The 14,659-nt window shown below is 39.5% G+C and carries 14 protein-coding genes; 6 read left to right on the forward strand and 8 right to left on the reverse strand.

Annotated elements, in window-relative coordinates:
* Nucleotides 1–408 precede the first annotated feature (408 nt).
* From DNJ75_RS11775 to DNJ75_RS11800, 6 genes are all read left to right on the forward strand, one after another.
* The gene (locus DNJ75_RS11775) at nt 409–1,845 is read left to right on the forward strand and encodes a dihydrolipoyl dehydrogenase family protein (RefSeq protein ID WP_117003652.1); all 1,437 of its coding nucleotides are present in this window, start codon (nt 409–411) and stop codon (nt 1,843–1,845) included.
* A 2-nt stretch (nt 1,846–1,847) separates the two neighbouring features.
* Complete coding sequence (locus DNJ75_RS11780; protein WP_117003653.1) at nt 1,848–2,441, forward strand: CDP-alcohol phosphatidyltransferase family protein; 594 nt, start codon at nt 1,848–1,850, stop codon at nt 2,439–2,441.
* A gap of 119 nt (nt 2,442–2,560) precedes the next feature.
* Nucleotides 2,561–3,559: a malate dehydrogenase gene (locus DNJ75_RS11785; protein WP_117003654.1), complete on the forward strand. Its 999-nt coding sequence runs from the start codon at nt 2,561–2,563 to the stop codon at nt 3,557–3,559.
* A 377-nt stretch (nt 3,560–3,936) separates the two neighbouring features.
* Entirely contained in the window at nt 3,937–4,374 is a 438-nt protein-coding gene (dtd, locus tag DNJ75_RS11790; protein WP_117003655.1) for a D-aminoacyl-tRNA deacylase, read from the forward strand.
* Between the two features lie 4 nt (nt 4,375–4,378).
* Nucleotides 4,379–5,254 (forward strand): bifunctional chorismate mutase/prephenate dehydrogenase, encoded by an 876-nt coding sequence (gene tyrA, locus DNJ75_RS11795; RefSeq protein ID WP_224742311.1) that lies wholly within the window; start codon nt 4,379–4,381, stop codon nt 5,252–5,254.
* 21 nt (nt 5,255–5,275) lie between these two features.
* Complete coding sequence (locus tag DNJ75_RS11800) at nt 5,276–6,271, forward strand: NAD(P)H-dependent glycerol-3-phosphate dehydrogenase (RefSeq protein ID WP_117003656.1); 996 nt, start codon at nt 5,276–5,278, stop codon at nt 6,269–6,271.
* Between the two features lie 117 nt (nt 6,272–6,388).
* Here the strand turns inward: DNJ75_RS11800 and DNJ75_RS11805 are convergent, their stop codons facing one another.
* The 8 genes from DNJ75_RS11805 to trpD all read right to left on the reverse strand — a co-directional run bounded on the left by DNJ75_RS11805 (nt 6,389) and on the right by trpD (nt 14,570).
* Nucleotides 6,389–6,724 (reverse strand): zinc ribbon domain-containing protein YjdM, encoded by a 336-nt coding sequence (locus DNJ75_RS11805; RefSeq protein WP_170137233.1) that lies wholly within the window; start codon nt 6,722–6,724, stop codon nt 6,389–6,391.
* A gap of 178 nt (nt 6,725–6,902) precedes the next feature.
* Nucleotides 6,903–9,116, reverse strand: coding sequence for a hypothetical protein (locus DNJ75_RS11810; RefSeq protein ID WP_117003658.1), 2,214 nt, complete (start codon nt 9,114–9,116; stop codon nt 6,903–6,905).
* A gap of 14 nt (nt 9,117–9,130) precedes the next feature.
* Nucleotides 9,131–9,313 carry a hypothetical protein gene (locus DNJ75_RS11815; RefSeq protein WP_117003659.1) on the reverse strand — a complete coding sequence of 61 codons (183 nt, stop codon included), beginning with the start codon at nt 9,311–9,313 and terminating at the stop codon, nt 9,131–9,133.
* Nucleotides 9,314–9,500: 187 nt separating this feature from the next.
* Nucleotides 9,501–10,676: a hypothetical protein gene (locus DNJ75_RS11820; RefSeq protein ID WP_117003660.1), complete on the reverse strand. Its 1,176-nt coding sequence runs from the start codon at nt 10,674–10,676 to the stop codon at nt 9,501–9,503.
* Between the two features lie 185 nt (nt 10,677–10,861).
* Nucleotides 10,862–11,299, reverse strand: coding sequence for a hypothetical protein (locus DNJ75_RS11825; RefSeq protein ID WP_117003661.1), 438 nt, complete (start codon nt 11,297–11,299; stop codon nt 10,862–10,864).
* 124 nt (nt 11,300–11,423) lie between these two features.
* The gene (locus tag DNJ75_RS11830) at nt 11,424–12,023 is read right to left on the reverse strand and encodes a class I SAM-dependent methyltransferase (RefSeq protein WP_117003662.1); all 600 of its coding nucleotides are present in this window, start codon (nt 12,021–12,023) and stop codon (nt 11,424–11,426) included.
* Between the two features lie 53 nt (nt 12,024–12,076).
* Nucleotides 12,077–13,357, reverse strand: coding sequence for a 3-phosphoshikimate 1-carboxyvinyltransferase (gene aroA / locus DNJ75_RS11835; protein ID WP_117003663.1), 1,281 nt, complete (start codon nt 13,355–13,357; stop codon nt 12,077–12,079).
* 265 nt (nt 13,358–13,622) lie between these two features.
* The gene (gene trpD, locus DNJ75_RS11840) at nt 13,623–14,570 is read right to left on the reverse strand and encodes an anthranilate phosphoribosyltransferase (protein WP_117003664.1); all 948 of its coding nucleotides are present in this window, start codon (nt 14,568–14,570) and stop codon (nt 13,623–13,625) included.
* Nucleotides 14,571–14,659: the final 89 nt, after the last annotated feature.

Below are 14,659 nucleotides of genomic sequence, written 5' to 3' on the forward strand. Positions count from 1 at the left end.
TTGATTTTTATAATAACCGTAGATTTCATGAAAGTTTGGGATACAAAAAACCAATGAACGTGTACAAAGAAGGTGCTATTGACTTTAAAAGTCAGGCGCAAAAAACATTGCAGGTTGCATGACATGTATAGGAATAAGAATTTTTAAAAAACTGTATTGACACTTTGGGGTAGAATATTTTATAGGCACATTACTAGGTATCATCCCTGGCACCTTCATTTATGCTTGGGTTGGCAGTGGTCTTGGTTTTGCGCTTGAACAAGGACACGTGCTTAATCTTAAAATCATTTTCTCGCCACAAATACTATTACCTATCTGTGCCTTGGCATTATTATCTTTAGTGCCAATTATTTATAAAAAACTCAAAAACAGCCGCACGCTACAAGATAACCCATATAAGGAGTAATTATGTCAAATACTCAACATTTAAAACCATTAAAATGTGATATTTGCATTATTGGTGCTGGATCTGGTGGTCTCTCAGTGGCTGCCGCAGCCCAGCAGATGGGTGCAAATGTCATATTATGCGAGGGTAATAAAATGGGCGGAGATTGCCTAAACTCAGGTTGCGTGCCATCAAAGGCTTTGATTGAAGCATCGCGCAGCATGGCACATATCATGAAAGCTAAGCAATTCGGCATTGACAGTCAAACAGCTATTGATTTTAAGGCGATGCACCAACATATCCATCGAGTGATTGAAACGATTGCGCCGCATGACTCTATCGAACGTTTTGAATCACTTGGAGTGAAAGTTATCTTAGCCTATGCACACTTTATTGACTCCAAAACCATTCAAGCAGGTGAGCATCTTATTCATGCCAAATATATTGTCATCGCCACTGGTTCGCGTGCCCGCATTTTGCCTATTTCTGGACTCAGTCAGATTGATTATCTTACTAACGAAACCATTTTTGATCTTAGCGAAAAACCTGAACATCTTGTAATCGTTGGCGGCGGTCCCATTGGTTGCGAAATTGCCCAAAGTTATGCACTTTTAGGTACTAAAGTCACCTTACTTGAAGCTAGCACTGAAATCCTAGGAGCTGCCGATAGCGATTGTAAAACCGTTGTTATCAATGCATTTAATGATCTTAAGATTAATGTCATTACTGAGGTCAAAATTGATAGCTTTAGCCAAGATAGTGACGGATTAAAATACATTTACTATCAACACAATGACCATCATCGCAAACTCACTGCATCCCATGTATTGATTGCTACTGGTCGCACCCCCAATATTGAAAAGCTGCATCTTGAGCAAGCCAACATCAAGCACACAGTGCGTGGCATCACCGTTGATGCACGCTTACGCACCAATCATAAGCATATCTACGCCATTGGTGATATTGCAAGTCCTTTACAATTCACACACATGGCAAGCTATCACGCTAGTATTGTCATTCAAAACATATTATTCAAACTACCGGCGAAAGTTGATTACTCAAGCTTCCCTTGGGTTATCTATACCACACCAGAGATCGCGCACACGGGTCTTGCAATCCAAGAAGCACAACAGCAAAACTTACAGATTTTAACACTCAGCTTTAAAGACAATGATCGCGCGCAAGCATCACTTGCAACAGACGGGATGATTAAAGTTGCCGTTAATCATAAGGGTCAGATCTTAGGTGTCTCAATTGTGGGTGAGAACGCTGGCGAGCTCATCTCACCATGGACACTAGCAATAAAAAACAACTTACGGATTAAACATATGGCAAGCCTTATCACCCCCTACCCGACTTTAAGTGAAATCAATAAATGTGTTGCAGGCAGTTTTTACACCCCTAAGCTCTATAGCGCTAAAACACGCAAACTTGTGCAGTTTTTAATGAGGTGGTTTTAACGATGATCGAATCAAGTCTGCGCCCACTATTTCAAAGGGTTTTTATTCAACCCCTTCTGCATATCGGCGCGCGCCATCTGCCTGCTAATGCCATTACCATCGCTTCCTTGATCACAGGCTTTATTAGTGCTTGCTTTTTAAGTGCTGAATTTAACCTCATGGCTATTTTGTGGCTACTTATTTCAGGTTACCTAGATATCCTTGATGGCTCGGTTGCTCGTATGCAAAACAACAGTACACATTTTGGTACCGTGCTTGATATTCTCAGTGATCGACTGGTTGAATCATTTATCGTGATCGCCCTTTTTATACGCGATCCCAATTTAGCCTTTGTGTGTTTATTAATGATGATGTCGATGCTTGTCTGTGTCAGCAGCTTCCTATTAGTTGGCATTTTTTCGGAAAAACAATCGGAAAAAAGCTTTTATTATAGCCCTGGGCTTATGGAGCGCGCCGAGGCTTTTATCTTTTTTATCGCGATGATTATCTTTAACCAATTTTCCCTGATCATCGGTATTGTTTTCACGCTTTTAGTGTTATGGACAACAGGCGTTCGCGTGTATCAATTTTACAAACAAAGCAACGAGAATAAATAAATTTAATTTATACCACAAATAATGCTAATGCCTCTGTTCGATAGCAGGCAAAATTGTTATTATCTTGCGGGTGAAAATACTACGAAATCTACTCGTTAAATCATAAGGAGAAATAATTCATGTCAAATGGTTCAAATAAAAGTGTCCGCGTTACGGTAACAGGGGCAGCTGGCAATATTGGTTATGCCGTCATTTTCAGAATCGCTTCAGGTGAAATGTTTGGTAAAGATGTTAATGTACATCTTAACTTATTGGAATTAGAGCAAACATTGCCAACATTACAAGGCGTTAAAATGGAACTTGATGACTGCGCGTTCCCATTATTAAAAAGTGTTACTTGCACGGCAGATGTTAATGAAGCCGTTAAAGATGCCAACTGGGTATTGATGATTGGTGCAGTTCCTCGCAAAGCGGGAATGGAGCGCTCTGATTTATTAGGCGTTAATGGTAAAATCTTCAAACCAATGGGTGAAGCCATCAGCAAGCATGCCGCTAAAGATGTCCGCGTTTTAGCGGTTGGTAACCCTTGTAATACCAATGCATTAATCACTATGATGAATGCTACTAATGTCCCTAATGATCGCTTCTTTGCAATGATTTCACTTGATGAGAATCGCGCGCGTAAGCAACTTGCAATTAAAGCCGGTGTTGATGTTACTGAAGTTAAGAAAATGACTATTTGGGGTAACCACTCAGCAACACAATTCCCTGATTTTGCCCATGCTGAAATTGCAGGTAAACCTGCAACTGATGTCATTACTGACCGCAAATGGTTAGAAGAAGAATTCACACCAATGATTCAGCAACGTGGCGCGGCTGTCATTAAAGCGCGTGGCGCATCTTCTGCAGCCTCTGCAGCCAATGCTGTTATCACTAGCGTTAGAGGCATTATTTTTGACACGCCAGCAGGTGAAACAGTCTCAATTTCAAAAGTTTCCAATGGTGAATATGGTGTCGACAAAGGACTTATCTTCTCAGTACCATGCATCGTTAAGAATGGTGAAATCAAAGTTGTTGAAGGTATTACGCAAGATGCCTTTGGAAAACAAGCTTTCAATAAAACATTAGAAGAGCTTCGCCACGAGCGCGATATTGTCAAAGAGGCTGGATTAATTTAACTCTAAAGTTACGCACCCTAGAAAAAACTATGGTTTTAGAAACACCCCGTCAGTCTACGACTGCCACCCCTCTTACAAAGAGGGGAATTAGGCAATGGTTATTTTATATTCCCCTCTTTGTAAGAGGGGTGCCGAGCTTGCGAGGTGGGGTGTTGAAATAAAAAAGTTCACAACTACACAGTTAACTAAAGCCCTCATTAGCATACTTCTTTGTGCTAACCTATCTTCTTTGTGCTAACCTATCTTCTTGATGCGTAAGCATAATGACCCATCATAAAATCACTGTATCCTCACAAATTACAACGCAAAAAATTCTGTAAAATGCTTTGTGATGAGTATATGCTAGTGTCACTTCGGAACTAAATACACCAAGCAATATGCTAAGCCTCATACAGCGTGTTACTCACGCTTCTGTTACCGTCGACAATGATCAAATTGCACATATTGCCCAAGGTATTATGGCACTTATCTGTATCGAAGAAAAAGATGGACAAAAAGAATATGACAAGATGGCGCACAAGCTTTTAAATCAACGCATTTTTGAAGATGATCATAGCAAGCTTAACAAAAGCCTTATTGATATCAATGGTGAGTTGTTACTTGTACCGCAATTCACACTGGCTGCTGATACTGATCGCGGCTTACGCCCAAGTTTTTCTGGAGCATGCCCACCGCAGATTGCCAAAGCAAAATTTGCTGAATTTCACGCTGATATTACGCAAAAATATGCACGCATTCAGCAAGGGCAATTCGGTGCCAATATGCAAGTATCACTCACCAATGATGGACCGATTACATTATGGCTAAAGGTATAAAATCATGACAGAAATGAAAGAAATAAAAGAAATAACAAAAGAGCCAACACGTCATATTTGTATTATTGGTGGTCATGGCGCGATGGGGCAATGCTTAGCTTTTTTTCTTGCGCAATTGACACATTATAAGATAACCCTTTTTGGTGAAGATAATTGGCAAGAGGCACAAACACTTCTGCAAAACCAAGATATGGTGATTATCAGCACCCCCATTGCGCTCACTGATGAAATCATTGCAAAAACTTCTGAGTATATTAGCTCTAATACTATACTTGCGGACTTAACAAGCATTAAATCAGCACCAATGACCAAAATGCTCAGCGCACATCGTGGTGCTGTTATTGGACTTCATCCGATCTTTGGACCAACGGTTACCAACAGCAATAAACAGGTGATTGTTTACTGCGATGGGCGCGATGCTCAACATTATCAATGGTTCATCGATGACCTTATAACCTTAGGATTTACACTGAAAAAAATGACCGCAAACGCACATGACCAAGCAATGACATTTATCCAAGGCATCGAACATTTCTCCGTATTCTGCATGGGAATGTTCTTAAAACAACATAATATCCATTTGGAAGAATTAATGGCAATTTCAAGCCCTGTTTATAAAATGGAGCTTAACATTATTGGACGTCTTTTTAGCCAAGACGCTGACTTATATGCCAATATTATTGCCTCTGACCATGAGCGCTTAAATAGCATTCATGATTATGCCCAATTGATTCTAAAGCAAGTAGAGCAATTAAAGTCAACCAATGGCAAATTTGAATTTAGTCAGCAATTTAACGATGTGAAACAATGGATGGGCGAATTTGCTGATAAAGCCTATCAAGAAAGTGATCGCTTACTTGGTATTAAGCCGTTAGCGTAAACAACTGGAGTTACTATTTTTATGAATAATACAATTCTTGTCATGGGTGCTGGTTCATGGGGCACAGCGCTTGCCTTACAACTAGCGCGCGTTGGTCATATGGTTTATATCCACTCATGGAAAGACACACACAACACACAAATGATTCGTGATAAACATAATCACAGTTACTTACCTGATGTTGATTTCCCAACAAATTTAATTGCCATCAATGATTGGCAAAGTGTTATCTATCAATGTAATGACATCTTAATGGCAACACCAAGTGTTGGTTTTGTCAAAACACTCGAAGCGATCAAACCACATTTAACAAGCACACAAGGTGTGATTTCAGCAACAAAAGGTTTTTGCCACCATAGTTATCAACTACTAGATCAAATGGCTGAAAATATCCTAAAAGACAATCCTTTTGGTTTAATCACCGGACCCAGTTTTGCCAAAGAGGTCGCTATAGGTTTACCTACTGCCATTTTGGCTGCTTCTAAGAACAGTGATTATGCCAAACATATTCAACTGCTTTTTAATAGTGATAATTTCCGCTGTTATACCTCAACAGATGTCACCGGTGCTGAAATCGGTGGCGCTGTTAAAAACGCGCTTGCCATTGCCTGTGGTATCTCAGACGGTCTTGGCTTTGGTGCTAATGCGCGTGCGGGCTTAATTACTCGTGGACTCAATGAGCTAACCCAGTTAGGTTTAACCTTAGGTGGGAAACTCGAGACCTTCTATGGCTTAAGCGGGCTTGGTGATCTGCTATTAACCTGCACTGATAACCAATCGCGTAATCGCCGCTTTGGGGTACTTGTCGGTCAAGGCAAAAGCATTGATGAGGCTTGCAACGAAGTCAAACAAGTCGTTGAGGGCATTGCTTCAGCCAATGCTGTCTATAAGTTGGCACAAAAGCACAATGTGTCAATGCCAATCGTTGAAGCGGTTTATAACATTCTCCACGAAAATCAAGATATGCGCACAACAGCTCATGCACTATTAACTAGGTCCCTTAAAGCAGAAAATTAACTCCCTTTTAATAATGGATATTCGGGTCAAGCCCGAATATGACAATCCGCCGTTATTCTCAAACTAGACTCGAGAATCTAAAACACAGCTGATAATACTTGTTCGCTACTAAGTACTTTATGCTTTTTTGACAAACTCTGATTTCAACTTCATCGCGCCAATACCATCAATTTTGCAATCGATATCATGATCACCATCAACTAGGCGAATATTTTTAACTTTAGTGCCAACTTTAACAACTAGCGATGAACCTTTCACTTTTAAATCTTTAATGACTGTAATGCTATCACCATCTTGTAAAGGCGTGCCATACGCATCTTTTTTGACATCAGTGGCTTCTTCTGTAACAGCATTGATTTGCCATTCATAAGCACATTCAGGGCAAATCAACATGCCACCATCTTGATAAACATATTCACTTTGACATTGTGGGCAATGAGGTAATTGCATTATTTTTCCTTATTTTATAAAAACGTCGCTGCAACTAATTACGCTTCGGCACCGCTCAGGAAACGCTGAATACTTTTAAAACGAGGGTTTAGTTGCAACAAAAATAAAAGCCCTTTTAACCAAAAGAGCTTTCATATTCTAAAGTGTCGCTAGTGTAGCAAATATCATGAAGATGTAAAATCTATGTTTGCGGTTGCGTCACACCTGCAATTACTTTTGGAATATCACCAACGCTTGGCATCGTACCAATATTTGGATCAACCCAATCACTCAAAGTTGGCAGGGTAACATTGCTATCGGTACCTGCTTGGGTAATTAGTGTTTGTAGATCACTGATACACGCATCTCTTGCAGCTCCTACTGCAAGTGGAAGTAAGTTTTGCGCAATACCCAACTGCTTAACAAAATAGCTGACATTGGCATTTGCTGTTTGCGTAAGTTCAGTCCCTGTTGGCACATTATAATCAGGCACCCAAATCTGATCATTACCACCACATTGCGGCTGTAAGGTATTATCTAAGCGACTATAACATTTACCTGGAATACCGTTTAACTGCCCAAAGGATTCATACTCGATAAAGCGACTACCCTGACCATCATTGTAGGTTAAGCTAATCGGTGGCTCAAAACTACTAATGCTATTGTCACTGGTTGCTTTGAAAGTGTAGAACTTATTCCACGGCTGTGGTCCACTTTGCCAAGTGTACTTTTGGGTAATAGTACCATTGTATAAACTATCAATATTAGTACCAACATTAATTGTATTTGGTACCATCTCACCAACCCATAAATTATCGGTTGTTGAGGTCACCGGCACGTTGTTAGGATCAAGTAAAGTATAAGCATTATTAGTCGCAAGAATATTTTTATTGATCATATAGGTTAAATAGAGATTAGGAGATCCTGAGCTATCCCATGCTGGATACTTGGTTTCCCACTGCCCTAAACCATTATTCCATACTGGGCAATTGTTATAACAATGAAGCGTTAATATATCATCTGCTGCTGTTGGTGCCACAAGCGCATTTGTCCATACGACTAATTGTGTGCTATTGGTTGGCAGCACAACTTGATTATTTTGATCACGCATTGGAATATTGGTAAAGCCACCGCCACCAACACCATCAATCGATACATTCAAACTATAGTGTTGACCTAGATAGCTCGTTTGCAGCTCTGAGTTTGAAATAGCTACTGCGGGTGTTACAGGGGTAAAGCTACAACCATTTTGGGTGCAACTATCCTCACCCACTTTATCAAATTGCTGATTAGTTGAATTCCATAATACAATCGCTGTGGCTTGATTTTGATTAAGTGCATGTAGACGTAAACGTGTACCTGCTAACTGACCTAAAGTAATTGAACGCGCAGTTTGCAGCTCAAGTCTGCCAGGTCCCACTTCAATGGTCCCAGCAGTTGTTGCGCCTGTTTGCATGTCTTTTTTCGTGGCAGCCGTGCCATCAGCAACTGTTGGATTACCCGGCAACCATAACCCATAAAAACTTAACCAACCACGTTTTGTTTCATTATTGATTGTCATCTCAACGGGAAAACCACCAGAATCACGATTAACGCGACTACCATCAGCATTGTATAAACCATAGCGATAAACACTCGTGGTGTAATTATTGCGATCATAACAAATCTCAGCCTGACCATTAGTTAAATCGGCACGTGTGACCAGATTTTCTAAATGACTACTATTAAAAGCAATTTTTGCCAACATCGAGCTTTGATTAAAAACACTTGAAATCTGACCATAACCCGTATTTTCAGCGGTTTGGATAAAGGCTAAAGCGACATTCCGACTATTGTTGCCATTGCTTTCCGTTTCAAAGTATTTCACCAAGGCACGTCCATTGGTCGCCTGTGAAGCACTAATAAATCCCCTAAACTGCGGCGTTGTGCGATTTAATACCCCGCTAACATACGGATAGGACACATAATTTAAACTAAACACACCATAAGGATTAAGTGTTGTTGGTGTTTCTGTTGCCACTAATTTGCCTTCAATCAAAACCGTGTCACCATCACCCACTTGTAAGCCATCAATCCAGAAAGTCACCATTTGCACGCCGTTGACATTCGTTGACTCACCAACAATATCAGACAAAATCGGCACACTGTTATCACTTCGCTCATCGCCCATATTACAGGCATTCATATCAACCTTTGACAGATAAGCACCTTGATTTGTAAACTCAGGATAATTTGTCTGTGCAAACACACACAAAATACCATTAATCTGATCCATCGTCTCTTGCGTGAAATTATTGGTATAGGTCTGTGGCAGATCATTCACATAATCGCCTGATGTCGGCACAGCATATGATGCCGACACAGACGCCCCCATTAATAACGCAAGATAATGTATATTCAATCGTTTGATTTTCATCGTATCCTCCTTGATTATGATTGAGCTTCAACCATTGACACCTGTTCAGGTGCGCAAGTTGACCCCTGTGGGCAATTCACCGTCTGTGTACCTACAGCTGTGGTTGATGAGCTACCACCACCGCCACAAGCGCTTAATAATATAATGAAACTGATTGCAACGAGTGCAAATAGATTTTTTGAGTACCTTCCTAGCATATCATCACCTTTATTGCTTATGTTTTCTTCTGCTTTTTTACTTTTTTTACTTCTTTTACTTCCAAGTTTTAACGAATTCCTGATTCATCTGACTGCTGACCAGCAGTAAGCAGTATTGTAAACATAGTGAATATTGATTTTTTTGCGAGCAATATGCGTGATATTTAAAAACTTTATCTTTTTTAGCCTATTTTACTTCAACACCATTACTGAAAAACTGATAAGAAAAACCCGTCTTAAAGAGAGCTAACAGCTTATTTTTATATTTAACTCTTTGTGCACTGACCTTGAATATTTCTTGTTGCAGTGCACTACTTTTATCCTCCTGCTGTTTAAGTGTGAGTGTCTGCCATTGAGAATCAAAATTAAGCCAATCAAGTATATCTTGCCATAAGCTAAAGCTTTGTTGCTGCCCATAGTTATTCACCGCCTTGATACTCAAACTTCTGGGTAACAGAATAAAATCAGCCAAACTGATAAACCCTCTTTTCAATAACTGATCACGTTGCAATAAGGCGATTTGCGTGAAATAGTCCGATAAATGCATCAATAACATCGGTGAATATATCAATGATTGATCGCCCAATAACTCCTGCACAATATCTTCAATAAGCCCTGTATTAGTTAAACTAAGCGTAAATTCACTGGGATAAACTTTGTTTTTAATACTATTTTGGACGTCTTGTTCTGTAAAATCTGCCAATAATGGACTAAGTGATAGCACACCATCAACTTGAGCATGAAAACTCATATGCACAAGTGCAAGTTTTGCAATATCAAGTTGAATATCAATATCAATGACTTGCTTTTCTTTGCTGATCACTGCCGTTAATTGCGCGGGATATACTTTCTCTAACTGTCGCGGCATAAACTGTGTCTGTGCAGGCAGTCCGATAAATTCAATGATTTGACGACTAGCAATCATTAATGGATAGGAGATTTCTATTACGCCCTTATTAAGGATTGATGGGTTTAAATACGCTTGCCAATCCACTGGCTGTTGCAGCAAGCCCAATTGTTCTAAAAATAAATCCATATTGATATAAGGCGCATTGGTCTCTTTAGCAACAGTCAACTGAACTTGTGATTTATGCGCATCAAACGCTTTAAGATGTAGATTCATAGTTGATTGAGCAATTTGCGATCTTAGCGTCGGTGACAACCAACTATTCAAAGCGCATAAGGTCGTTAATGCTTGATCTTGATCTTTTTTACACTTTTCTTGCTGTTGTATCATCCATGAGTTAAGTGGCACAATCTGCTTATAACTATTTGCTGCCGGATAAACTAACTTCACACTGATTACAGTAACTATCAATGTATAAAAAATATAAAGGATATAAAAATAAACTCTTTTTCTCATACCGCCACCATCCTTGTCATTCGTTTAGTTTTTCCGCTATTTAAAATCCATTTAAGCCTAGGGGTAATTAAGAAAATTAGCAAATTCAAATTTGAGCGTATACACACCCCTCACCCATGCAGCTAAAGCCACACGACCTCTCCCGCAAGGGGAGAGGTGCTAGCTGGTGCAATACGCCCCTACATTTAATTATCGACTAACCTCTCATTAAACTCAAAGAAATTCTCAAGCACGATTTGATGCAACAAATCATCACAAGAATCATTGTAATAATGTGCAAGCTTATCCAGCGATTGTTGGTAATATTCCTCAGATCTTGCCAAATTGCTAATCTCAAATTTCTCCATCAACTCCAAATAGACTTGTAAACGGATTAATGCCTCATCTGCTGATGCTGTTGAAAAAAACACCGGTGCTTCGTCGTCATCCGATTCCCCGGCAATAATCGATACACCATATAATGATGACTTATCGTCTTGATTGATAATCTGAAAGTCAACGGTCAAGTTCCAATCCAAAAGCTCACCTAGCTGATCTGCCATATCGTCAATCATGCGCATTTTCTCACGCACTGTTTGGCTTAACTCATAATAATTCTCGATATTTTCACTTATTTCAAACATATACTTTCTCGTTTTCTTTTTTATTTTGTACTATACCAAAGTGTCAACACAGTTTTCTACAAACTCTTATTGCTATACACATCATGCAACCTGTGGGGCTATTGTATTTACGAATACCCTCTATTTATTTCACTTTCAACACTTTATTCATACCAATGGCATATTTCCCAGGCAACTTAACCATTTCTGTTGCCCCAGAGAACAATGGGCTTAGCGGAATAACCTGTTTGCTAAAGCTTGCAATATACTCACAAGAAAAGCTCTCAGGCAACAAACACGGCAACCATTTATTGAAGTCTTTGACATTAAATACATCATAATAATGACTTTCAATTTTATGTAAACCTTCGGATTTTATTTCTTTATTAACGTAACGAAATGGAATGGCTGTTCCTTGATTTTTTTTGTATTGCACCACAATCAAACAACCATCATCACTGAGCACGCGAATGGCTTCCATTAAAATCTTATGTAGATCATTAGGATTTAATAACACATTATCAAGCACAATCAGATTAAAGCTTTTGTTCGCAAACGGCCAATTGTCGGCATTAAAGCTTGCGCCAAATATCTGCGCATCATAAATAAAACCACTTGCTGCATAATGATGCACTGCAGAAACTCGCTCAAAATAAGCTTTTTTAACTTTTCCTAGATAAAAAGCACGCCTGACACTAAAGCGCGATAACATCACCTCTAAATCCAGTAGCTGCCTATCTTGCATCAATCGTCCTTACTCTCCAAAATGGCTGTAGTTTACCGTGATTTGCGCATGAACTAAATAATTTTCGCCATCCGTTCAAAGTAATCAGGGCATGTTTTACTGACACACTCCGCACCATTGATAATAACACCTTCCTGCCTTAAACCAATAAGTGCCAATGACATTGCAATACGATGATCATTATGCCCTTCGACAGTAGCTGCTCTAAGCGTTGATTTTTCAGGATAAATATGGATACTATCCTTCGCTGTTGTGACGTTAACACCTAAGCGTGTTAAGCCCTCAGCCATAGCACTGACACGATCTGACTCCTGTAAACGCGTATGTTCAAGTCCTGTAATATGCGTCTCCCCCTTGGCAAAGCACGCAATTGCCGCAACAGTCATAAACGTATCGGAGAAATTGCGCATATCTACTGTCACACCATTTAATACTTCACCACCGATCACGCGAATTCCATCTTCTTCGGCAATCACTTGACAGCCCATTTTTTCAAGCACTTCTAGAAAACGAATATCCCCTTGTTTGGCATCGCGTGTTACGTGCTTAACTTTAACATCACCCTGTGTGATTGCTGCCAATGCCCAAAAATACGATGCTGTTGAAATATCTGGTTCAATCGCATAGTATCGTGCTTGATAGCTTTGATTGCCTTGTATCTTATAAAGGTTATTTTCAACGTTAACTACCACACCAAAATCACGCATCATATCCACTGTCATTTGCACATAAGGTTGCGGATGATCTGTATCTGAATGAATACTTAAGCCACCGTCGATCAAGGGGGATGCGATTAATAAACCTGACAAGAACTGGCTACTCTTAGCACCATCAATGCTTACATTATCTGTCTGCTTTAAACCTTCTGCCAAAATGGTCATAGGCAATGATGATTGATTTTGCTCATAGCTTGCCTGCATCCCCAAAGAGTTCAATACAAATAGCTGCTCAGCAATGGGGCGCGCCATCATTCTGTCAGCGGCATAGATATAATACTCACCTGATTTTTGTGCGGCACACAATGGAATAATAAAGCGCGTCAACGTGCCTGCTTCATTACAAAAAATGCGTGCCTTTTGGTTAGGAAAAAAGCCATTAGCACCCTGAATAACAATGCGCCCTGATGCCTCATCAAATTGATGTGAAATACCCAAGGCTTTTAATGCGCCAACACCTGCCAATACATCCTTACTTAACGGCAAGTTATCAATCACCGACTCACCCTTTGCCATTGCCGCGATAAGTAATACGCGATTGGATAAACTTTTTGAACCGGGTAATGATATCTCTGCTGATATCTTCTTTGTTGCCAATGGTAGCGATTGTTGAGTCATACGATGTGATTATCAAAAGAATATAACGATTAAACAAGTTTATATCCTCACATTGAGTTGTCATTATAAATTTGGCATTCAAGCTATTTTTCTTTGATAATACGCTCAAGCTCATTCAAAAACGCAGATTTCTTAACAATCTCACTTTCTTCACCAATTTGTCATTGAGCTTCGGTACATCATGCTGTGGTACATCCTTCAAGCGATCCAGTTTTATGCATGCCAGTTTATTAATTTCAGCTTCGCCCATACAGCATGTAATTAACTAGGGGATTAAATGTGCAAACTTCCCTTGTGATAGCGCATCTTTAATCACCTTAACTTGGACTGATAAAGTATCAACAAAACCACTAGCAACATGCATAGCAGCAGCTGCATTTAATATCAGCGTATCTTGCTTAGCACCTAACATTTCGTTATTTAATAACGATTTTGATTCCGCCAAATTCTGATACAAATCACCTGCTTCTAAATAATCTAGTCTGCCGCGCACAAATCCTAGTTGCTCTGGATGTAAGCTAAATTCAGTGACTTCGTCATGCTCAAGTTTAATTACTTTATTAGCACCACAAACTGAAAATTCATCCATCCCATCACCATACACAATATAAGCATGGGTAACACCCAAGTTTTTAAGCGCATAAAGATACGGCTTAAGCAAACGCTCATCATAAACCCCTGCAACGATTCTTTTGACCTGCATCGGATTTAACAATGGACCCAACACATTAAAAAAGGTGCGCTTACCCTCTTTAGCAAAGCGCTGGCGCACATTAACCACTTTGGCAAAAATTGGATGAAAAAATGGCGCAAACAAAAACACCATTCCTTGTTCTTTTAACAAGTTCAATGCCGCTTCTGGGTTATCAGGAATTTCCACATTAAGCTTTTGCAAGAAATCAAAACTACCGCACTTTGACGTTGCCGAACGATTGCCATGTTTGGCAACTTTAGCACCTAATTCATGCACCATTAATGCGCTTAGTGTTGAATAATTTAAGGTTCGACAACCATCACCACCCGTACCGACAATATCGACTGTTTCAGCAAAAGGATTTTCCACTCTAATACTATAATTTAGAAATGTCCGTGCTAATTCAAAAAGTGTTTGCTCTTCATATAACTCAGCATCTATCTGTTGAATGATTTGATACTGCTGATCTTCACTTGTTTCATCACTTAGCAGCTGATTGACTAATGATTCAATCTCCACAACCTCACCTTCTTTACTTTTATTTGTATTTGCTTTATTTGCTTATTTATTTTTTCTTTTATTCAAATTTTAGTTTTTTTGAGCTTATG

This window comes from Cysteiniphilum litorale, from assembly GCF_003428165.1.
GTDB lineage: Bacteria > Pseudomonadota > Gammaproteobacteria > Francisellales > Francisellaceae > Caedibacter > Caedibacter litoralis.

Excerpts from the sequence above, each read along its gene's own strand:
- DNJ75_RS11820 (WP_117003660.1), bottom strand. The coding sequence starts at position 10,676 with ATGAGAAAAAGAGTTTATTTTTATATCCTTTATATTTTTTATACATTG.
- DNJ75_RS11810 (WP_117003658.1), bottom strand. The coding sequence starts at position 9,116 with ATGAAAATCAAACGATTGAATATACATTATCTTGCGTTATTAATGGGG.
- DNJ75_RS11800 (WP_117003656.1), top strand. The coding sequence starts at position 5,276 with ATGAATAATACAATTCTTGTCATGGGTGCTGGTTCATGGGGCACAGCG.
- DNJ75_RS11780 (WP_117003653.1), top strand. The coding sequence starts at position 1,848 with ATGATCGAATCAAGTCTGCGCCCACTATTTCAAAGGGTTTTTATTCAA.
- aroA (WP_117003663.1), bottom strand. The coding sequence starts at position 13,357 with ATGACTCAACAATCGCTACCATTGGCAACAAAGAAGATATCAGCAGAG.
- dtd (WP_117003655.1), top strand. The coding sequence starts at position 3,937 with ATGCTAAGCCTCATACAGCGTGTTACTCACGCTTCTGTTACCGTCGAC.
- tyrA (WP_224742311.1), top strand. The coding sequence starts at position 4,379 with ATGACAGAAATGAAAGAAATAAAAGAAATAACAAAAGAGCCAACACGT.
- DNJ75_RS11815 (WP_117003659.1), bottom strand. The coding sequence starts at position 9,313 with ATGCTAGGAAGGTACTCAAAAAATCTATTTGCACTCGTTGCAATCAGT.
- DNJ75_RS11775 (WP_117003652.1), top strand. The coding sequence starts at position 409 with ATGTCAAATACTCAACATTTAAAACCATTAAAATGTGATATTTGCATT.
- DNJ75_RS11830 (WP_117003662.1), bottom strand. The coding sequence starts at position 12,023 with ATGCAAGATAGGCAGCTACTGGATTTAGAGGTGATGTTATCGCGCTTT.
- DNJ75_RS11825 (WP_117003661.1), bottom strand. The coding sequence starts at position 11,299 with ATGTTTGAAATAAGTGAAAATATCGAGAATTATTATGAGTTAAGCCAA.
- DNJ75_RS11785 (WP_117003654.1), top strand. The coding sequence starts at position 2,561 with ATGTCAAATGGTTCAAATAAAAGTGTCCGCGTTACGGTAACAGGGGCA.